This window comes from Aeromonas sp. 602658 (assembly GCF_049173005.1).
Taxonomy (GTDB): Bacteria; Pseudomonadota; Gammaproteobacteria; order Enterobacterales; family Aeromonadaceae; genus Aeromonas; species Aeromonas veronii_A.
The window spans coordinates 453,612-473,911 of sequence record NZ_JAAKRF010000001.1 but is presented as its reverse complement, the minus strand read 5'-3'; the positions used below and the strand labels follow the sequence as shown (position 1 = coordinate 473,911).

The window sequence follows — 20,300 nt, the reverse complement described above, 5'->3', positions numbered from 1 at the left end:
AAAATGGCGGAGTTTGACACCAACAGCGGCATGAATCTCGGGGTGGTGCAGGATATCAAGAACCTGGACCGTCTGCGCCAGATGAGCCACAGCAAAGAGGGACAGGCCGAGGCACTGCAGGGGGCTGCGCGCCAGTTCGAGTCAATCTTTACCCAGATGTTGTTTCAGAGCATGCGTCAGGCCAACGGGGTGTTGACTCAGGACAACCCGATGAACAGCAGCTATACCCAGTTCTATGAAGGGATGCTGGATGAACAGCGAGTGGCCGACATGTCCAGCAAGGGAGGGCTTGGCTTGGCTGATATGGTGGCCAGGCAGCTCTCACCGGCGACATTTGTCCATCAGGATGGCCGGGTGCTCAAGATGCCGCAACGGACGGAACGGGTCTATAAACCCTACGAGCCACCCAAGACGGCTGCCACTGATTTGATCTCGGCATCAAAAGTTGGCAAAGATTTTGCTGAAAAAGAGATGGCCGAGGGGGTCAAGGAGAGCCACGCACTCACTATGCCCCGTCGACCGCACCGCAGCATTCCGCCCATGGGACGCATGGCCAGCGAAGAGGGCAGTGCCGCCAGTAGTGGGGGCAAAGAGTTCGATACGCCGGAAGAGTTCGTTAATCGCCTGATGCCGCTGGCCAAGAAAGCGGCCGACAAGTTGGGGTTAAGCCCGGCGGTACTGGTCGCTCAGGCGGCATTGGAGAGCGGCTGGGGCAAACGGGTGATCAAGGATGGTGAAGGGCAGATGACCCATAACCTGTTTGGCATCAAGGCCGATCCTCGCTGGGAAGGGCCCAAGGCGGTAGTCAGCACCCTGGAATATGAAGAGGGAGTGGCGTCCCGCCAGAAAGCGGCGTTTCGTTCCTATGGCTCGTTTGAAGAGAGCTTCAACGACTATGTGGACTTTCTCACCTCCGGTTCCCGCTACAAGGGGGCCCTGGCCAGAGTGGACAGTCCGGATCGCTACTTCGAGGCGCTGCAACAGGCGGGTTATGCCACCGACCCGCACTATGCCAGAAAACTGAAACAGGTATTGCGCAGTGATGCCATTGCCCGATACAACGAGATGGAGCTGTAACATATGGCAAGCGATCTGCTTGGAATTGGTACATCGGGCGTGCTGGCACAGCAGCGCCTGCTGCAGAGCACCAGTAACAATATCGTAAACGTCAATAGCCAGGGCTATGTGCGTGAGCGTACGCTGGTGTTTACCAATGCCATCGGTCTTGGCACCGGTGACATCAGGACCGAGCGGGTAATCAACAGCTATATGCAGGGAGAAGTGCGTCGCGATACCTCTGCCTTTTACGCATCCCTGACTCATTACGAGCAGCTTGCCGGCGTGGATCGCCTGCTGGGAGACAGCAGCAATAGCGTAGGGGAGACCATCACCTCTTATTTCAAGTCCTTTCATTCGGCAAATGAATCACCCGCCGAGATCGGTGGCCGCAAGGTAGTGATGACGGAGCTGAGCGGTATGGTGAACCGCTTTCACACACTCTCGGCCCAGCTCGACAAGCAGAGCGATACCCTCAACACCCGTATTGAAGATGAGACCAAGCAGGTCAACAGTCTGCTCACCAGCATCAATGATCTCAACCAGGCGATCATCCGTACTCAGGGGTCTCCCGAAGAGAACCTGATGCTGTTTGATCAGCGTGACGAGGCGATCAGGCAGCTCTCCGAGAAGATGGATATCCGTACCGTAACCCAGGCTAACGGCAGCGTATTGGTCAATATGAGCACTGGTCATTCGCTGATCCTGGATGGGGGCGTTGCCCAGTTCAAGGTGGTGGCGGGCGATCCCGATTCCCGTGATCAGGAGTTGCAGCTGACTCTTGGCGACAATCAGGCTCTCATCGATCACGATACCTTCGGGGGGGCCATGGGAGGGCTGTTCAAGGCGCGTACCGACCTGGAGCCGACCAAGCGTGAACTGGGCCAGCTGGCCGTTGCGATGGCGGATGCCATGAACCAGCAAAACCGTCTCGGGATGGATCTGGACAACGAGTTGGGCAGCGATATTTTCACCCTGCCAACCAGCAAGGGATTGCCTTATGGCGACAACACAGGGTCGGTCGGAGCGAATGTCAGCTTTGTACCCGGCAAAGGAAGCTCTGTAACCCCCTTCGACTATGAAGTGCGCTTTAGCAGTGCGACCGGATATGAAGTGTTCTCGCTGGACAAATCTGGTAATCGCACCTCTGTGGCGACGGGCACCACGCCGCCAGCAACGTTTGAACTGGCTGGCCACGGGATCTCGATCGATCTCACCGGTACGCCAGCGGCAGGAGACAAGCTGCTGCTGCAACCAACCAAGGGGGCTGCTGCCGGGCTGGCTCAGCAGATCAACCGGCCGGAAGACCTGGCCTTGGCTGCACCTCTCAAAGTACAGAAGACTACCAACAACATCGGCAGTGCAGACATCAAGCTCGATGGCATCTTCAATACCGGAACGGGTTCCGGTTTTGGTACCAACAGCCTGGATCCCGCCGCTCCCCAGATCGTCAAGATCGGCAATAACGGCAATTATGAGGTGTATGCCGGTGATGGCACTACCTTGATCGGTGTCGCGCCGGCAGCCAGCAAAGGGCAGAATTTGATGGCCTCGATAGTAAACCCCTTTCCGGGTGGGCCTGCGGTCTACAGCAACCCGAAACAGAGCCCGGGCTACGAGTTCAGCATTACCGGCACGGTAGAACAAACCGACAGCTTCCAGCTTAGTTACAACACCAATGGTTTTGCTGATAACAGCAATGGTCTGGCAATGGCTGAGTTGCAGAACAAGGATCTGGTACGCAAAAGCACCAATGGTGGTACCACCAACGACAAGATGACCTTTAACCAGGCTTACTCCGGGTTGGTGATGGAAGTGGGTAACAATACCAGTCAGGCAAAAACCCTGCTCAAGGCTAATGAATCCAAGCTGATCCAGAGTACCGGGATCTACGAGAGCGTCTCCGGGGTCAATCTGGAGGAGGAAGCGGCCAATCTGATCCGTTTCCAGCAATCTTACGCGGCATCCGCGCAGGTGGTCAGTACGGCCAAAACCATCTTCGATACACTGCTTTCGTCCGTGAGGTAACGTCATGCGCATCACTACAAACATGATCTACGATCGGAATCTTTACTCCCTCACCAATACCAACGAGCGACTGGACAAGGCCTATCAGCAGCTGCAAACCGGCAACAAGTTTCAGAGCGCCGGTGAGGATCCGGCAGGCATGAGCCAGAAGATGGCGCTGACCAAAGAGATTGAACTGTTTAAACAGTACGGGGTGAATGGCAGTTTGCTGCAGAACAGTCTGGGGCATGAAGAGACGGTATTGGACTCTCTCAATACTGCGATGCTCAGTGCCCAGACCCTGATCCAGAAATCCAATAATGGTGCCATTAGCCTGGATGACCGAAAGGCCATTGCCAGTGAACTGGAAGGGTTGCAGCAGCAAATGTTTGACCTGATGAACAGCAAGAACTCATCGGGTGAATTTATTTTCGGGGGCAATCAGAGCAAGACCCAGCCCTATGTGAAAGATGCCAACGGTAAATACATCTATCAGGGAGATCCTGGCCAGCGAAATATTCAGGTATCGCCCACAGTGCAAATTGCTGCCAATGACTCCGGACAGGATCTGTTTGAAATCGTAGCAACCAGAAGAACCGCCAGTGCCACCAGTGCGAATATCAAGGTAGGGGTCGGGGATCAGGGGGATTTTGATAATTTCTATAAATCCAGTTACGACCCGGCACTGCCCAGCAACACCTACACAGTCTCCACCACAATTGGCCCGCCCGATACCTATGATATCAAGGATGCGGGTGGCAATACCCTGCAGACAGGTAATTACACTCCCGGTACCAAAATACCGTTCAATGGTCTCGAACTGACACTGGATCAGCCTGCAGGTGGTGCAGCACAGCAGTTTGCTCTCAATCCTCCCAAGAATGACAACGTGTTGAACGGGATGTCAGACTTCATTACGGCTCTGCGTGATCCCAATATTTCAGCCGAGAGTTTTGAGCAAAAAGTGGCCGATGCCACCGTTCATATGAAAAATGCCCGTTTGAACATTGATCATGGGCTGGGTGAACTGGGTGGCCGGATGAACAGTCTGGAGCAGGTGATGGGTTCCAACGAGGGGTTGAGCACCCTCAATGCCGAGGCGAGAGCCAAGGTGTCGGAAGCCGATCTCTATGAGGTAATTTCAGCACTGTCAAAAGAGGATGCGGCATTGAGTGCCTCGCAGCTCTCGTTCAGCAAAATAAGTCGTCTGACGCTATTTGACTATATTCGCTAAGAAAAGGCCCCTATGGGGCCTTTTTGCTATGCATCCCCGGCAGAGTTCCCCTGATATGTTCCGACAATTGTAACAAGCTGTTGCCATACCCTGTTTCCTGGTTGAGGCGGGGTTGACCTCCCTGCGGGATTGGATAATCATGCCGCCCGCACAACAGAGGGTTGTGCATATTATTTGCAGCATCTCGTTAGGCGAGGCTCCTGTATAAACACAGGCCACTGATCTCACGACGTCCAGAGACGCCCAAGATCAGGACAGTTTTCATCGGATTAAGGTGTAAACCCAAGTGGCTTCCGGCATGCCGGATACGTTATGCAGTGCTAAAGCTGGTACGTGGGGATGATGACACGCCGAACGGCGTCATTTCCTGCCTATTACTCGTCAATCAAATTGCTGTTTTCTTTCAGACAGCGAACGGTCTCCGCTCGCGCTCAGGCTTGCCTGAAATCACATGAGGTTCTTTGTGATGAAGAAAACACACACCATTCTCAACCGTCATCAACTGCTCGATCTCGCCAGCCTGCAAGGCTGGCTGGAACACAATCTGGATCCGGTTCAGCGCGCCGATCAGCTGCTGACCCTGCGTCCGGAAGAGCTCAACTGCATCTTTGACACCTTGCCTGCGTCAGAAGGGGCAGAACTGATCGCTTCTCTCTCCGCAGAGAGTGCCGGTCGCCTTTTGTTGCGGCTGCATGGCAGCATCGTCAGCGTGTTGCAGGAGGCTATTCCCCGTCGCGAAATGGTGGCTATCCTGCGCAAACTGAGTCGTCAGGATCGCACCATGTTGCTGGCTCGCTTCCCGACCCAGGCGCAGGCCATCTACTACTCACTGCTGGATTGGCCGCCTGAGTCCGTCGGGGCCAATATGCGCCACGAGTATCTGGCAGTGAGCGAACAGGATTCCGTCGGCAAGGCCAAGCAGCTGATACACGATGCCTGGGACAATGCCCAGCTGTTCCGCCATATCTATGTGGTCAACGTGGATGGCCGTCTACAGGGGAGTATCTCGCTCAAGAGCTTGCTGATCGCCGACCCGCTGGCCAGTGTTGCGACCCTGATGGATCGGGAGACGGTACGGATCAACGCCCGTGCGGATCAGGAGTTGGCAGCGCGCCTGCTGATCGACCGCGACCTGTCGGTATTGCCGGTCGAGGATCAGGGGCGACTGGTCGGTATTTTCCACGTCGATGATGCGGCGGATATTCTGGAGCTCGAATCCACCGAGGATGCCGAGATGCAGGGGGGCTCCTCGCCACTCGATACTCCCTATCTGCAGGCGACTCCCTGGCAGCTGTGGCGCAAACGGGTGGGCTGGCTGCTCATCCTGTTTGTGGCAGAAGCCTACACCGGCACCGTGCTGCGGGCATTCGAGGAGCAGCTGGAAGCCGCCATCGCGCTGGCCTTCTTTATCCCCTTGCTGATCGGTACTGGTGGTAACAGCGGCACCCAGATCACCACCACCATAGTACGTGCCATGGCGGTCGGGGAGGTGAGTCTGCGCAATCTCGGCACAGTGCTGAAAAAGGAGCTCTCCACCGGTCTGCTCATCTCGGGGGCCATTGCCATGGCGGCCTGGGTACGGGCATGGAGCCTCGGCGTCGGTCCCCAGATTGGCATGGTGGTGACCTTTACCATCATCGCCATCGTGCTCTGGAGCGCCACGGTCGCATCCATTATTCCCATGGTGCTGCGTCGTTTCCGCATCGATCCGGCGGTGGTCTCTGCACCCTTCATCGCGACGCTGGTGGATGGTACCGGTCTTATCATCTACTTCGAAATGGCCAAGTTGCTGCTGCCCGAGTTGCAGTAACCGGGAGATTGAGATGCAAAAGGCAGCCAGTGGGCTGCCTTTTGCATTTATCTTTCCGGTTTAGCCGAGCTGGAACAACAGTGGCCAGCCCTGCTCCTGGCAATAACGATGCTCTTTCTCCAGATTCTGCATCAGGAGACGGTTCTCCTCGCACCAGTCAATCGGCAGGGTCACGACCAGCTGATCCCCTTGTACCGCGACTTTCCACTCGGGCAGCAGGTTGTCCTGGCGCTTGTGGTGAGCGGCGACTGCGAGGCGCAAGATGCGGATGCAACGCAGCACCGTTTGCATGTCGTGGTTGGGCAGGGGAGGCAGCTCGGAGAGCTTGAGCCCCTTGCGCTGGAATCGTACCAGCGCTGCCAGCAGGGCCTGATCGTCCTGGTTGAAGCCAGGCAGGTCGGTGTGTTGCAGGATATAGGCTGAGTGGCGATGAATGCCGCTGTAGTTGATGGCTAGGCCGATTTCGTGCAGCCGCGCTGCCCAGCCGAGGATGGCGCGATAGGGCTCAATCTCCATCTGCCAGGGCTCTTGCAGGGCATCAAACAGGGTCTGCACGCTCTGCTCAACCCGGGCTGCTTGTTTGCGGTCCATCCGGTAGTGGGTGCCGAGCGCCTGCGCGGTACGCTCGCGAATATCGTGGTGCTGCAAGCGTTCCTCGAATTCATAAAGCAACCCTTCGCGCAGCGCACCATCGGAGTAGTCGAGCCGCTCTATGGGCAGCGAGGTAAACAGCCCGAGCAGGATGGCGACCGCAGCGGCAAACACCTCCTGACGCTCCTCGGTAAGCCCGACCAGTTTGAGGTTATCGACTCGCTTGCGCTCAATCATCAGCGCCTTGAGCCGCTCCAGCCCCTCCAGCGTAATGCTGCCGTCAGTCAGCCCTTCCCCCTGCAGCACGTCGCGCACGGTACGAATGGAGCCTGAGCTGCCAAGGCAGCTCTGCCAGCCCAGCTTGCGGTACTGGTTGACGATGGGGGCGAGTTGGTGCTGCGCCTCTAGCACGGCATTGGTGAAGTGTTTGTCGCTCAGCTTGCCGCTGGCGAAGAAGCTTTGGGTAAAGCTGACGCAGCCCATCTTGCGACTGGTGAGGGCCTTGTGTTCAAAGCCTTCACCGATGATGAGTTCGGTGCTGCCGCCGCCGATATCGATGACCAGTACCTGACCCTCGATATGCTGGGTATGGGCGACACCCTGATAGATGAGGCGTGCTTCTTCCTGTCCGCTGATGATCTCGATGGGGTGGTTGAGCACCTTGGCAGCTTCACTCACAAATTCGCGGGCATTGCTGGCGCGGCGCAGGGTATAGGTACCGGCGATGCGGATCTGATCCGGCTTGATATTGGTGAGGCGCTCGGCAAACAGCGAGAGGCAGGCGAGGCCGCGTTCCATCGCCTCCGGGCTCATGCGCTTTTGCTCATCCATCCCTTCCGCCAGCCGCACCCGCTCCTTGATGCGATCGACGATGCGAAAACGCCCTTCGCTCAGATGGGCGATCACCATATGAAAACTGTTGGAGCCGAGATCCACGGCGGCATAGAGACTATTGTCCATTGTTTGACTCGATACGTTTGAGATAGTCGTAAATCGCCACCTGAGAGCGGATCTTGCGGCGGTTTCCCCGCTTCACATATTCGTTCTGCTGGTCGGCATCGATGACCCGCGCCTTGCAGGTATCACTCAGTTGTAGTTCGAGAATGTCCATGATGCGCTGCTTGAGTCGCTCATCATAAATGGGGGTGCCCACCTCAATACGGCCGTCGATATTGCGGCTCATCCAGTCGGCACTGGAGATATAGAGCTGGGGGGTGCCCTTGTTGTGGAACACCATCACCCGCGGGTGCTCGAGGAAGCGGTCGATGATGCTGATCACCTTGATGTTGTCACTGAGACCTGGCACACCGGGGCGCAGGGCGCACATGCCACGGATGATCATCTGGATCGGTACTCCCGCCTGCCCGGCGGCATAGAGGCGGTTGATGAGATCCTTGTCCACCAGATTGTTGATCTTGAGGATGATGCCGCTCGGCTGGCCCGCCTTGGCGTTGGAGAGCTCGTTGTCGATGAGGCGATAGAGCTGACGGCGGCTGTTGATGGGGGAGACCAGCAGGTGGTTGAACTTGTAGCGCCGATAGGGGTACTCGATGTATTCAAACACCCCTTCCACTTCGGCGGTGATATCCGGATTGCGGGTCAGCAGCGAGAAGTCGGTGTAGATCTTGGCGGTCTTCTCGTTGAAGTTTCCGGTGCCGATATGGGCATAGCGCACCGGCTCGCCATTTTCGTGACGGGTGATGAGGCAGAGCTTGGAGTGGATCTTGAGGCTCGGTACCCCGAACACCACCTTGACTCCGGCATCGGTAAGGATGTTGGCCCAGTCGATGTTGGCCGCCTCGTCGAAACGGGCGCGCAGCTCGACCACCACGGTCACCTTCTTGCCGTTGTTGGCGGCATCGATAAGGGAGTGGATGATCCGCGACTTCTTGGCCACCCGATAAATGTTGATGCGAATGGCGCTGACTGCCGGATCGAACGCCGCCTGGCGCACCAGTTCGGTGAAGTGGTGGAACTTGTGGTACGGGTAGTAGAGCAGGATATCCTGCTTGGTAATCGCATCGAAGGCGTTGACGAAGCCGTCAAAATCGCGGCAATCCAGGGCCGGCAGCTTGGGGTTTTCCAGATAGTCACGGCCCACGTTGGGGAAGCCGATGAAATCCTTGAAGTTGTGATAGCGCCCGCCCGGCATGATGGCATCGTAGGAGCTGATCTGCAGCTTGAGCTTGAGGAAGCTTATCATGGCAGCGGGCATCTCCCGCTCGTAGACGAAGCGCACTGGCATAGCGGTGAGGCGCTGCTTCAAGCCGTCACTCATCTTGTCCACCAGGCTCAAGTCCAGCTGGTCGGAGAGATCATATTCGGCATCCCGGGTCAGCTTCACCGCATAGGCGGCAATCTCGTCGTAGTCGAAGAAGCCTTTGAAGATCTCGTCGAGGCAGAAGCGGATGACGTTATCCAGAATGATGATCTGCTTCTTGCGGCGGGTCCCTTCCGGCGGCAGCTGGAAGAAGCGGGGCAGGTCGTCGGTCGGCACTTCCACCAGGGCGTACTGGATCACCTGACCATTCTTCTTCATCTCGATGGCCAGATAGGTGTACTCATCCTTGAGGAATTTGACCGGATTGACCTCCTTATTAAGCAGGATCGGGATGATGTGACGCAGCACCTTCTCCTTAAAGAAGACCCGCAGCCACTTCTGAATGGCATCGGAGAGCTGGTTCTCGTTGACCAGGAAGATGTTGTGGCGAGCGAGCGCAATCAACAGCTCTTTATAGGTGTTGTCGAACGCTTCACCGAGCGCCATCACCTTCTGCTGGATGGCGCGCAGCAGCACTTTCGCTTCATCGTCGCCACCATGTACTTCATTGATGAGGATGCGGCGCTTGACGTCCGATACCCGTACCTTGAAGAACTCATCCTGGTTGGAGGAGAAGATCCCCAGAAAACGAACCCGCTCGATGAGGGGCACCGTCTTGTCCATTGCCTCTTGCAACACCCGTTCATTGAATGAGAGCCAGCTCAGCTCTTTCTCTTCATACTGCTTGTCGGTGCTCATCTTGTGCCTCTGTTTCAGGTCGCGTCTGCGCGGCAGTTATGGCGTTAATATATGACAAATAAATGACAGTATTGTTACTGCTCGCTGAACCCTTCGTCGATGTCGACCACCAGATCGTCGGAGAGGGATTCCAGCGCGGTGATCAGCTTATCCATCGCGAGCCCGTCGGGCAGGGCAACCAGCGCATGGGCATAGAAGAGCGGGGCGCCGGAGTGGGGAGCCGGTTCACAGCCGGTGGTGAGATCGGCCACGTTGATCTCGAGCTGGCGCAGGATGCTGGCTACTTCATGGACGATGCCGGGGCGGTCGTTGCCGGTCACTGTCATCATGATTTGATGGGCTGGCTCGGCGGTAGGTGTCCCTTCGGCAAAGCTGATGGTCAGACCCGGTAGCAGGGCCAGTGCTTCGCACAGGCTGCGATAGTGCTCATCGGGGACAGAGACATGGAGGATACCGGCAAACTGTCCCGCCAGTTCGCTCATGGCGCTGCCCAGCCAGTTGCCCTGCTCGCTGCTGATGACTGCAGCCAGACTCTCGACGATCCCGGGTTTGTCTGCACCGATCACGGTGACCACCAATTGCTTTTGCATCCTGCTCTCCTTGAAATGGGATTTCTTGCTCTATCCCTATTGTGCCTGCTGGGGCTGGTCATATGAACCCCCGCCCATGAGCAAATAGATAAAAAGCAGGGACTTTTACACTTCCCATACGCTTGTCTGCTGCCTCGCCCGGTAGCGGCTGTGGTAAAGTGGGGCCCCTTTCGTGTTGTGAACTGGATCGTGCTCTCATGAATACCCTTGTCCTATCGGGATTGTTGTTGCTGGCTCTGCTTGTGCTGGCGATCTTCTGGAGCAGAGGCAGACAGCAAAAGCGCCTGCCCTATGATGTGCAGGAGACCCTGTTCAGTCCCGCCGAACGATCGTTCCTCGGGGTGCTGGATCTGGCGGTAGGTGACAAGGCCCGGGTCTTTGCCAAGGTGCGGGTGGCTGATGTGCTGACGCCGCAGGCCGGGATCGGCAAAAGCAAATGGCAGCAGTACTTCAACAAGATCAGCGCCAAGCATTTCGACTATCTGCTTTGCCACCCCGCGGATCTCTCCTTTATCTGCGCCATCGAACTCGATGACAGCTCCCATCGTCACCAGAAGCGCAAGGCGCGGGATCTCTTTCTGAAAACCGCCTGCGACAGCGCCGGTCTGCCGTTGCTGCAGATCCCGGCAAGTGCCAGCTATCTGGTGGAAGAGCTGCGCGAACAGATCCTGCCGCTGCTGGTCAAAACCAGCGAACCCTTGATTGACGATTTGCCGCACGGGGCGCGCCGCGAGCCGACGTTCAACCCTCTGCTGCTGGACGGCGTGGATGTCGGTGCCGGGATGCGTGGCCGCACTGCCCATGCCGAGGCTGTCTCGCCCTCGTCGCTCCACGAACCTGCCATCCGGGCCAAGGGGATGGTGGAGACACCACAGAGTGAGGGTGAGCTGGTCGATGGACTGTTCGCCGATGTAGAGGAGGACGAGGAGCTCGAGGTGCAGCATTGCCCCCGTTGCGATGCGCCGCTGGTGGAGCGGGAGGCGAAAAAAGGCCCCCACGCCGGTCGACTCTTCCTGGCCTGTAGTCGTTTTCCCGAGTGTCGTTATGCGGCGCCGCATCACCACCACAGCCACTGAGTTCATCTGACCGTGCTGCATGCTGCCCTCTGACGAGGGCAGTTTTCTTTCCGCCATTGGCGGCGTTTGCTAGCGGCGCCAATGCAGAAAATTCCTCGGCAAAATTTATCTAATCTCCCGTTTCTATCGATACACTTAGCCTGAATACGACAATTTTTGACAATGTGTCGGTTTTTTGGCACTTTGTGTGCCTGCAAAAAGACAGTCAGTAGCTGTTTTATTACTAAATAAAACAATAAGTTAGTTCTGGATATCGCGAGGGATGGATATGGTGGAGATGGGCGTGTTGATTGTTGATGCCGATGCGCAGCGGCGCCAGCAGTTGGGAACCGTGCTCTCGTTTATGGGGATCCTGTGGCAGGATGTCGCAGAAGGGGACCTGGATGTCGCCATCGAATCTTCTGGTCCACTGCAAGGGGTGCTGGTGGGTGAACTGGCAGGTCGCACCTTGCCCGAGTTACTTGCCGCTTTCCCTCGTACCCCCTTTATCTCGCTGGTTGAGGCGGAACTGCCCAACAGCAACTTTATCGGTGTTGCCCAGGCCCCCTTTACCTATGAGTCGCTGACTCGTCACCTGCACTTCTGTCAGGCTTTTGTCTCTCTCCATCCCCGTCAACAGACCCACGACAAGGGGCAGACGTTGCTGCGTTTGCTGGTGGGCAAAGGGAAGGGGATCCAGGAGGTTCGCCGCCTCATCAGCCAGGTGGCCGAGACCGATGCCAACGTGCTGATCCTTGGTGAATCGGGAACCGGCAAAGAAGTGGTGGCCCGTGCCATTCACGAACTCTCGGCCCGCAGTAGTGGCCCCTTTGTGCCTATCAACTGTGGTGCCATTCCTGCCGAGTTGCTTGAGAGCGAACTGTTCGGTCACGAGAAGGGAGCCTTTACCGGCGCCATCGCAGCTCGTCGCGGTCGTTTCGAGCTGGCGCAGGGGGGCACTCTGTTCCTCGACGAGATTGGCGACATGCCGATGCCGATGCAGGTCAAACTGCTGCGGGTATTGCAGGAGCGGCTGTTCGACAGGGTCGGTGGTGGCAAGCCCATTCAGGCCGATGTGCGCATCATTGCGGCGACCCATCGGGATCTGGAGGCATTGATCCGCAGTCAGGGTTTTCGTGAAGATCTCTACTACCGCCTCAACGTGTTCCCCATTGAGACCCCGCCACTGCGGGATCGCATCGATGACATTCCGCTGCTGCTGCAGGAGTTGCTCAACCGTCACGCGGAGCAGCACCACAGTGTGATCCGTCTGACCCAGCGGGCGCTGGAGTCGCTGATGCAGTACCCCTGGCCGGGCAATGTGCGCGAGCTTTCCAACCTGCTGGAGCGGCTGCTTATCCTCTACCCGCAACAGATCGTCGATGTGGCGGATCTGCCGAGTCGTTATCGTCTGTTGCCGAGCGAGCCGCGGGATGAGCGGCTGACCGAGATGGATGAGCGGGATGCGCTGGCGGCGGTGTTCCAGGAGCCGCCGGAGCTGGATCACCCCCTCGCCTCTGCCCGCACCATGCAACTGCCGGAGGAGGGGGTCAATCTCAAGGAGATGCTGGCCGACCTTGAAGTGGAGCTGATCCGCCAGGCGCTGGAGTCGCAGGACGGGGTGGTGGCCCGCGCCGCCGATCTGCTCGGTATGCGCCGTACCACCCTGGTAGAGAAGATGAAAAAGTACGGGATGAGCAAGGACGTTTAAGGGTCAAAGCCTTGACGTTAACATGCAATCTATTGCTTTAATTGAAATAATTTAGTGGCATGGAAATTGAATAACCTGACCCAATAGCCAGTTTGAGGTCAGGTTTATGACGATCCAGCAGCAGGACATGCCACTCCAGTCCCACGAAGTGAGCCAGCTCTATGCCATCTTCAAGGCGCTCCCCACCGGGGTGTTGCTGCTTGACGGGGCTGGGGTGGTCACCCGCGCGAATCCGGCAGCCATCTCCCTGCTGGGGGAGCCGTTGGAAGGAGAGCTCTGGCGCCGCATCATTGCCCGCTGTTTTGAACCACGTGAGGATGATGGCCACGAGATCTCCCTGCGCGATGGACGACGGGTCCAGCTTTCTACCCAGCCGCTGCCGGATCAGAGCGGCCAGCTGGTCTTTATCAATGACCTCACTGAAACCCGCAAGCTTCAGGATCGCATCAACCACATGAAGCGGCTGTCGGCGCTGGGCAATATGGCGGCTTCGCTCGCCCACCAGATCCGCACTCCGCTCTCCGCCGCCATGCTCTATGCCGCCAACCTGGCCAACCGCACCCTCAAGCCGGAATCCCGCAACCAGTTCCAGCAAAAGCTGATGGCGCGCCTGCAGGATCTTGAAAAGCAGATCAACGACATCCTGCTGTTTGCCCGCAATGGCGACAATCAGGTGGTCACCCCCATCTCGGTACAGGGCTTGCTGGCTGAAGTGCAGGCTGGTGCCGAGGCTTTCTGTCAGCAACAGGGCTGCGAACTGCACATAGAGGCGCCGGAGCCCGATCTCTGCCTGCTGGCCAACAGCAGCGCACTGGCGGGCGCCATCAATAACCTGATCGCCAATGCCCAGCAGGCGGGGGCCACGTCACTCTTGGTCAGCGCGGTGCGCAGTGGTGTCCGGGTGGAGATGCGTGTCATCGACAATGGCAAGGGGATCCCTTCTCACCTGCTTGGTCAGGTATTCGAACCCTTCTTTACCACCCGCTCCCAAGGCACTGGCCTCGGGCTGGCGGTGGTGCAATCCGTCGTGCGTGCCCATCAGGGGGAGGTCGGTGTGGCCTCGGTTCCCGGTGAAGGCACCTGTTTTACTCTGTCGTTCCCCCTGCATCAGCAGCAGGTGCAACTTGGAGGTGCAGCATGAGCCTTGTTAAGGAGCTGTGCCGGCCGAGAGGGAGCCATATCAATGCGGCCAGGTTGGCTGTCGTGGGAGGTGTAGCATGACTCAGGCCCGGATCCTGGTTGTAGAAGATGACAATGGCCTGCGCGAAGCGCTGGTGGATACCCTTTTGCTCGGCGGTTATGAGTGCCGTGAAGCGGACAGCGGCGAGCGGGCTCTGCTGGCCCTCTCCCGTCAGCCGTTTGACATGGTGATCTCCGATATCCAGATGGGGGGAATGGACGGTCTCACTCTGCTGGCTACTATCCGCCAGCAATATCCGCAGATACCTGTGCTGCTGATGACCGCCTACGCCAATATCGACGGCGCGGTGCGCGCCATGCGCGAAGGGGCCATCGACTATCTGGCCAAGCCATTTTCGCCGGAGGTGCTGCTCAATCAGGTCAGCCGCTATGTGCCCGCCCAGAAGGTGGAGAAGCGCGCCGTGGTTTATGGGGACCCCAAAACTGCCGAGCTGTTCCAGCTGGCGACCCGGGTGGCCAGAAGCGAAGCGACCGTGATGGTGACCGGCCCGAGCGGGACGGGGAAAGAGGTGCTGGCCCGTTACATTCATGACAACTCCAGCCGCGCCGAGCAGCCCTTTGTCGCCATCAACTGCGCCGCCATTCCGGAAAACATGCTGGAGGCGACCCTGTTTGGCTACGAGAAGGGGGCCTTCACCGGTGCGGTGCAGGGGTGCCCGGGCAAGTTCGAGCAGGCGCAGGGGGGCACCCTGCTGCTTGACGAGATCACCGAGATGGATCAGGGGCTGCAAGCCAAATTGCTGCGGGTGTTGCAGGAGAAAGAGGTGGAGCGGCTCGGCAGTCGCAAGATGATCCCGCTGGATGTGCGGGTCATCGCCACCAGCAACCGGGATTTGAAAAAAGCGGTGCAGGATGGTCTGTTCCGCGAAGATCTCTACTATCGCCTCAACGTCTTCCCGCTGCGCTGGTCTGCCCTCTGTGAGCGGCCCGGCGACATTTTGCCACTGGCGGAGCATCTGCTGGCGCTTCATGCCAGTCAGCAGGGGTTACCGACACCACAGTTGACGGATGCCTCGCGGGATCGGCTGCTGGCCCATCCCTGGCCAGGCAATGTGCGGGAGCTGGACAACGTGGTACAGCGCGCCCTGATCCTCAGCCCCGACGGGGTCATTGATTGTGACCACCTCATTCTGGAGGAGCTGGATGAGCAGGAGATGGAGTTTGTCAGCCTGGAGCGCAGCTATGGTGGCGATCGCCTCGGCAGCGAGCTCAAGCAGCAGGAGCACCAGATCATACTCGACACCCTGCAAGATTGTAACGGCAGCCGCAAGGCGGTGGCCGACCGACTCGGCATCAGCCCGCGCACCCTGCGCTACAAGCTGGCCCAGATGCGGGAGGCGGGGATCGACCTGCCAGCCTGAGGCATGTGGGAAACCGCACTGTGTGGTGGCTGTCATGGTCTTGACGGCCCGGCTCGATTATCATGGAGCCCTTGGCGTTTTGAGCCTGGGCCCTGTTTTTATTGGTAAAGCAGGGGACCGAGCCTTAATAAGGGACCCCTATGATCTCTCATCGAAAACTCGAAACCGTACTGAACCATCTGCTCGAACCGCACGCTATCAAGGATTACTGCCCCAACGGCTTGCAAGTGGAGGGGCGTGAGCGCATTCGCAAGGTAGTGACCGGTGTCACCGCCAGTCAGGCGCTTATCGACGCCGCCGTGGCTGCTGAGGCCGATGCCATCCTGGTCCATCATGGCTACTTCTGGAGCGGTGAACCGGCCCAGATCACCGGCATGAAGCAGCGTCGGCTCAAGACCCTGCTGACCCACGATATCAACCTGTTTGCCTACCATTTGCCGCTGGATGTCCATCCTGAAGTGGGTAACAACGCCCAGCTTGCCAAGCTGCTCGACATCAAGGTGCGTCGCGGTCTGGAGCCGTGGAACAGCAAGAGCGTCGCCATGGTGGGCAAGCTGGAGCAGCCGATGAGTGGTGCCGACTTTTCCAAGCTGATTGCCGAGCGCCTTGGCCGCGAGCCACTCTATTGTGGCGACAGCGGCCCCGAGCTTATCCGCTCCGTGGCTTGGTGCACCGGTGGCGGTCAGAGCTACATCAATCTGGCGGCGGAGCAGGGTATCGATGCCTTTATCTCCGGCGAAGCCTCCGAACAGACCATTCACACCGCTCGCGAGATGGGGATGCACTTCTACGCCGCGGGCCATCATGCCACCGAGCGTTACGGCGTCAAGGCACTGGGGGAGTGGCTGGCGACTGTGCATGGGCTGGATGTCACCTTTATCGATATCGACAATCCGGTGTAGGGTCGCTTGGCCGCATAGCGGCGTAATCGGACCTGACCTAAACCATCGTGTGGTAGGTAGAAATGACAAGGGAGGCCTAAGCCTCCCTTGCTGTATCTGACATGCAGTTGTTGGCGGTTACTCGCAGGCGTAACCAGCGGGGCCCAGCAGGGCGCCATCCAGTTGCACGGCGCCGTCCACCATCTGCAGCCTGCCTTCGCAGAACCAGCGCACCACCAGCGGGTAGATGCTGTGCTCCTGCGCCTGTACCCGTGCCGCTACCTCGTCCGCCGTGTCCCCTTCAAAGATGGGCACGCGGGCCTGCAGGATAACCGGGCCACCATCCAGCTCTTCGGTGACAAAGTGGACACTGGCGCCATGCTCGCGCTCCCCATCGTCGATAGCGCGCTGGTGGGTGTGCAGGCCCTGATACTTGGGCAGCAGGGAGGGGTGGATATTGATCATCCTGCCGGCGAAATGGCGCACAAGATCGCCGCTCAATATCCGCATAAACCCCGCCAGCACCACCAGGTCAGGCTGATAGTCTGCCATCAGCGCCAGCAGGGCGGCGTCATACTCCTCCCGGCTGGCGAACTGCTGCTGGGCCAGAATGGAGGTCGCCACCCCCGCATCTTTGGCGCGAACCAGACCATAGGCATCGGCCTTGTTGCTGATAACGCCGACCACCTCACCGGCAATCTTGCCGCTTGCGCAGTGGTCGAGGATCGCCTGCAGGTTGCTGCCGCTGCCGGAGATTAGGACGAGGATCCGCATCATTTGATGACGACCTGCTCCTCACCGTCGGCTGCCTTGGCGATATGACCGATGTGCCATGCGTTCTCACCTTCCGCCTTGAGCAGGGTCAGCGCCTTCTCCAGCTGGTTGGCGGGCAGGGCGATGATCATGCCGACGCCGCAGTTGAAGGTGCGATACATCTCGTGACGGGTGACGTTGCCAGCCTGCTGCAGCCAGCTGAACACCGCCGGCCACTGCCAGCTCTGCTCGTCGATCACCGCTTGAGTGTTGGCAGGCAATACGCGGGGGATGTTCTCCCAGAAGCCACCGCCGGTGATGTGGGACAGGGCGTGGATCTCGCACTCCTTGATGAGCTTGAGCACAGGTTTCACATAGATGCGGGTCGGCTCCAGCAAGGCATCTGCGAGGGTGCGGTCACCCAGCGGCTGATGCACGTCGGCTTTGGAGACTTCCAGAATTTTACGGATCAGGGAGAAGCCGTTGGAGTGAGGGCCGCTGGCGGCCAGCGCGATCAGGGCATCCCCTTCACCGACCTTGCTGCCGTCGATGATTTCGCTCTTCTCCACCACACCGACGCAGAAACCGGCGATGTCGTAGTCTTCCCCTTCATACATACCCGGCATCTCGGCGGTCTCGCCGCCCACCAGGGCACAGCCTGACTGCTCGCAACCGGCACCGATCCCGGTGACCACCGCGGCCGCGGTGTCCACGTCCAGCTTGCCGGTCGCATAGTAGTCGAGGAAGAACAGCGGCTCGGCGCCCTGTACGATCAGGTCATTGACGCACATGGCCACCAAATCGATGCCCACGGTGTCGTGCTTCTTCAGGTCGATGGCCAGCCGCAGCTTGGTGCCCACACCATCGGTACCGGAGACCAGTACCGGCTCCTTGTAGCCCGCAGGGATTTGACACAAGGCCCCAAAGCCGCCAAGACCACCAAGGACTTCAGGACGACGAGTGCGCTTTGACACGCCCTTGATACGTTCAACCAGTGCATTGCCGGCATCGATATCTACGCCAGCATCCTTGTAGCTCAGTGAGGTTTTGTCAGTCACGAGTATTCCCCGTCATGTAAAGAAGTGGAGGGTAAAATTCGGGGCGTATTCTAACAGTGGCGGTGAAAAACCAGAAAGGAAATCGTTTGCGCGTTTTTGCGCGGAAATGCTCTACAAGCGGTGGCTTTTGTTGTATGATTCCGCGATTTTTTTGCGGCAGGTTAGAGGAGATAATAATGAAAGTCGTTGAAGTCAAACACCCCCTGGTCAAACACAAGATCGGTCTGATGCGTGAAGGCGATATCAGCACCAAGCGTTTCCGTGAACTGGCCAAAGAAGTGGGCAGTTTGTTGACCTATGAAGCGACCTCTGACTTCGAAACCGAGAAGGTTATCATCGATGGCTGGAATGGGCCAGTAGAAGTTGACCAGATCAAAGGCAAGAAGGTAACCGTCGTACCTATCCTGCGTGCCGGCCTTGGCATGATGGATGGCGTGCTGGAGCACATGCCGAGCGCCCGCGTCAGCGTGGTCGGTATCTACCGTGATGAAGAGACCCTGCAACCGGTTCCCTATTTCGAAAAGATCGTCAGCAACATCGAAGAGCGTCTGGCGCTGGTCATCGATCCAATGCTGGCCACCGGCGGCTCCATGATCGCCACCATCGATCTGCTGAAGAAGAAAGGCTGCCAATCCATCAAGGTGCTGGTACTGGTTGCCGCGCCGGAAGGGATCAAGGCGCTGGAAGCCGCTCACCCTGACGTAGAGCTCTACTGCGCTTCTGTCGACCAGGGGCTGAACGAGAAAGGCTACATCGTGCCGGGTCTGGGCGATGCAGGCGACAAGATCTTCGGTACCAAATAAGTTTATGCCTTGACCCGCTTCCCATGTGGAAGGGGTGATCGGAGCCGGCGCATCGCCGGCTCTGCTGTTTGTGGCCGCTTGTGCCAGCCTTGCCGCAGGACGCGCCTTGCCGCTACCATAAGCACACTCTCCCATTTCGAGACTCTGTTCATGTTCAAACGTGTTGTGACCGCCCTCTGCTGCGGCTTGTCATTCATGGCCTCGGCCGCTCAGGTGACCGACCTCTATCAGGGCAAGGCCCCGACCAGTGGTGACATGGTGGCCGCTCAAGGGCAGGCACTGGGTCAGGTACTGATCAAGGTGACCGGCAAGCGCGACATCCTCACCCAGCCGGTGGTGGTCAAGGCGCTGGCGGCCCCGAGCGACTATGTCAAAAGCTATGGCTATGAGGATCAGGACTCCGTCAAGTATCTGAAAGCCGAGTTCAAGAGTGACAAGGTCAACAGCCTGGTCTCCGAGAGCCAGTTTGCCCTGCTTGGCCCGGCTCGTCCCCAAATGGCCATCTGGCTGGTGGTGGATCAGGGTGAGCGTCGCTTGCTGGCGGATCAATCCAGCGATGGTTGGGCGCAAGCCTTGCGCGAGCAGGCCCAGACGCTGGGGCTGCCCATCAGCATTCCGCTGATGGATCTCGATGACAACATGGCGGTCAGTGCCACCGACGTCTGGGGACGCTTTGCCGACCCGATTTTGCAGGCAAGCCAGCGCTATGGCGCCGAGATGGTGGTGTTGGGCAAGCTGACACCGGAAGGTGACAAGTGGAGCATCGATTGGGGACTCTACGGCCCCAAAGCGGCCGGTGAAGTGGCCGAGCTGACCCGTGGCAATAGCACCGGCACTCAGGCCGAAGTGGCGCAAGGGTTTGCCGATACCCTGGCGGCCTGGCTGGTGAAAAACTACGGTGCCCGCATTTCTGGTCCGGCAACCAGCCAGACCTTGGTGGTAGATGGCCTCTCCGAAGTGGACAGCATGATCGCCGTGCAGAAGATGCTGCAGGGGATGGCCAACGTCAGCAAGGTGGCGATCGGCAAGTTGGAGGGGGACCAGGTCACCTTCAACTTTACCCTGCAAGGGGATCAGGCCGAGCTGGTGCGGGCGCTGCAGCTTGAGAGTCGTTTGCGCAAGGTTGACGATAATGGCAGCGGTTTGCGTTACCAATGGTCGCAGCCCTGAG

General features: G+C 58.4%; 16 protein-coding genes and 1 riboswitch. Of the genes, 11 read left to right on the top strand and 5 right to left on the bottom strand.

The annotated features are described in order from the left end of the window. Positions 1-3 precede the first annotated feature (3 nt). The 4 genes from flgJ (at position 4) to mgtE (ending at position 6,107) form a co-directional block, all read left to right on the top strand. The gene (gene flgJ, locus G5253_RS02000) at positions 4-1,077 is read left to right on the top strand and encodes a flagellar assembly peptidoglycan hydrolase FlgJ (protein WP_266133782.1); all 1,074 of its coding nucleotides are present in this window, start codon (positions 4-6) and stop codon (positions 1,075-1,077) included. A 3-nt stretch (positions 1,078-1,080) separates the two neighbouring features. Next, a complete protein-coding gene (locus G5253_RS01995) occupies positions 1,081-3,084 on the top strand; it encodes a FlgK family flagellar hook-associated protein (RefSeq protein WP_216954106.1) in 2,004 nt (667 codons plus the stop codon). 4 nt (positions 3,085-3,088) lie between these two features. Beyond that, complete coding sequence (gene flgL / locus G5253_RS01990) at positions 3,089-4,297, top strand: flagellar hook-associated protein FlgL (RefSeq protein WP_216954104.1); 1,209 nt, start codon at positions 3,089-3,091, stop codon at positions 4,295-4,297. Between the two features lie 176 nt (positions 4,298-4,473). Next, positions 4,474-4,643, top strand: a riboswitch (M-box (ykoK) riboswitch). Between the two features lie 120 nt (positions 4,644-4,763). Then, the gene (gene mgtE, locus G5253_RS01985; protein WP_266133783.1) at positions 4,764-6,107 is read left to right on the top strand and encodes a magnesium transporter; all 1,344 of its coding nucleotides are present in this window, start codon (positions 4,764-4,766) and stop codon (positions 6,105-6,107) included. Positions 6,108-6,167: 60 nt separating this feature from the next. On the opposite strand, the gene ppx is transcribed toward mgtE, so the two are convergent. The 3 genes from ppx to G5253_RS01970 form a co-directional block, all read right to left on the bottom strand. Continuing rightward, positions 6,168-7,658, bottom strand: a complete 1,491-nt coding sequence (ppx, locus tag G5253_RS01980) for an exopolyphosphatase (RefSeq protein WP_266133784.1) — start codon at positions 7,656-7,658, stop codon at positions 6,168-6,170. After that, complete coding sequence (gene ppk1 / locus G5253_RS01975) at positions 7,648-9,717, bottom strand: polyphosphate kinase 1 (RefSeq protein ID WP_266133785.1); 2,070 nt, start codon at positions 9,715-9,717, stop codon at positions 7,648-7,650. Before ppk1 ends, ppx begins: the two co-directional genes overlap by 11 nt. A gap of 74 nt (positions 9,718-9,791) precedes the next feature. Next, positions 9,792-10,307, bottom strand: a complete 516-nt coding sequence (locus G5253_RS01970) for a glycine cleavage system protein R (RefSeq protein ID WP_266133786.1) — start codon at positions 10,305-10,307, stop codon at positions 9,792-9,794. A gap of 197 nt (positions 10,308-10,504) precedes the next feature. Between G5253_RS01970 and G5253_RS01965 the strand changes: the two genes are divergently transcribed. The 5 genes from G5253_RS01965 (at position 10,505) to G5253_RS01945 (ending at position 16,536) form a co-directional block, all read left to right on the top strand. Beyond that, on the top strand, positions 10,505-11,383 hold the full coding sequence (locus G5253_RS01965) for a DUF2726 domain-containing protein (protein ID WP_266133787.1): 879 nt from the start codon (positions 10,505-10,507) through the stop codon (positions 11,381-11,383). 268 nt (positions 11,384-11,651) lie between these two features. Beyond that, positions 11,652-13,073 (top strand): sigma-54 dependent transcriptional regulator, encoded by a 1,422-nt coding sequence (locus G5253_RS01960; protein ID WP_266133996.1) that lies wholly within the window; start codon positions 11,652-11,654, stop codon positions 13,071-13,073. Positions 13,074-13,179: 106 nt separating this feature from the next. Continuing rightward, a complete protein-coding gene (locus G5253_RS01955) occupies positions 13,180-14,214 on the top strand; it encodes a sensor histidine kinase (RefSeq protein WP_266133788.1) in 1,035 nt (344 codons plus the stop codon). Positions 14,215-14,290: 76 nt separating this feature from the next. Next, positions 14,291-15,634 carry a sigma-54-dependent transcriptional regulator gene (locus G5253_RS01950; protein ID WP_266133789.1) on the top strand — a complete coding sequence of 448 codons (1,344 nt, stop codon included), beginning with the start codon at positions 14,291-14,293 and terminating at the stop codon, positions 15,632-15,634. A gap of 140 nt (positions 15,635-15,774) precedes the next feature. Next, positions 15,775-16,536, top strand: a complete 762-nt coding sequence (locus tag G5253_RS01945; RefSeq protein WP_410170572.1) for a Nif3-like dinuclear metal center hexameric protein — start codon at positions 15,775-15,777, stop codon at positions 16,534-16,536. 117 nt (positions 16,537-16,653) lie between these two features. On the opposite strand, the gene purN is transcribed toward G5253_RS01945, so the two are convergent. Continuing rightward, on the bottom strand, positions 16,654-17,292 hold the full coding sequence (gene purN, locus G5253_RS01940) for a phosphoribosylglycinamide formyltransferase (RefSeq protein WP_266133790.1): 639 nt from the start codon (positions 17,290-17,292) through the stop codon (positions 16,654-16,656). After that, positions 17,289-18,326, bottom strand: coding sequence for a phosphoribosylformylglycinamidine cyclo-ligase (gene purM, locus G5253_RS01935; protein WP_042080181.1), 1,038 nt, complete (start codon positions 18,324-18,326; stop codon positions 17,289-17,291). Before purM ends, purN begins: the two co-directional genes overlap by 4 nt. Before the next feature lie 176 nt (positions 18,327-18,502). Between purM and upp the strand changes: the two genes are divergently transcribed. Then, positions 18,503-19,129, top strand: a complete 627-nt coding sequence (gene upp / locus G5253_RS01930) for a uracil phosphoribosyltransferase (RefSeq protein ID WP_005334115.1) — start codon at positions 18,503-18,505, stop codon at positions 19,127-19,129. Between the two features lie 150 nt (positions 19,130-19,279). Beyond that, complete coding sequence (locus G5253_RS01925; RefSeq protein ID WP_266133791.1) at positions 19,280-20,299, top strand: DUF2066 domain-containing protein; 1,020 nt, start codon at positions 19,280-19,282, stop codon at positions 20,297-20,299. Position 20,300 lies beyond the last annotated feature (1 nt).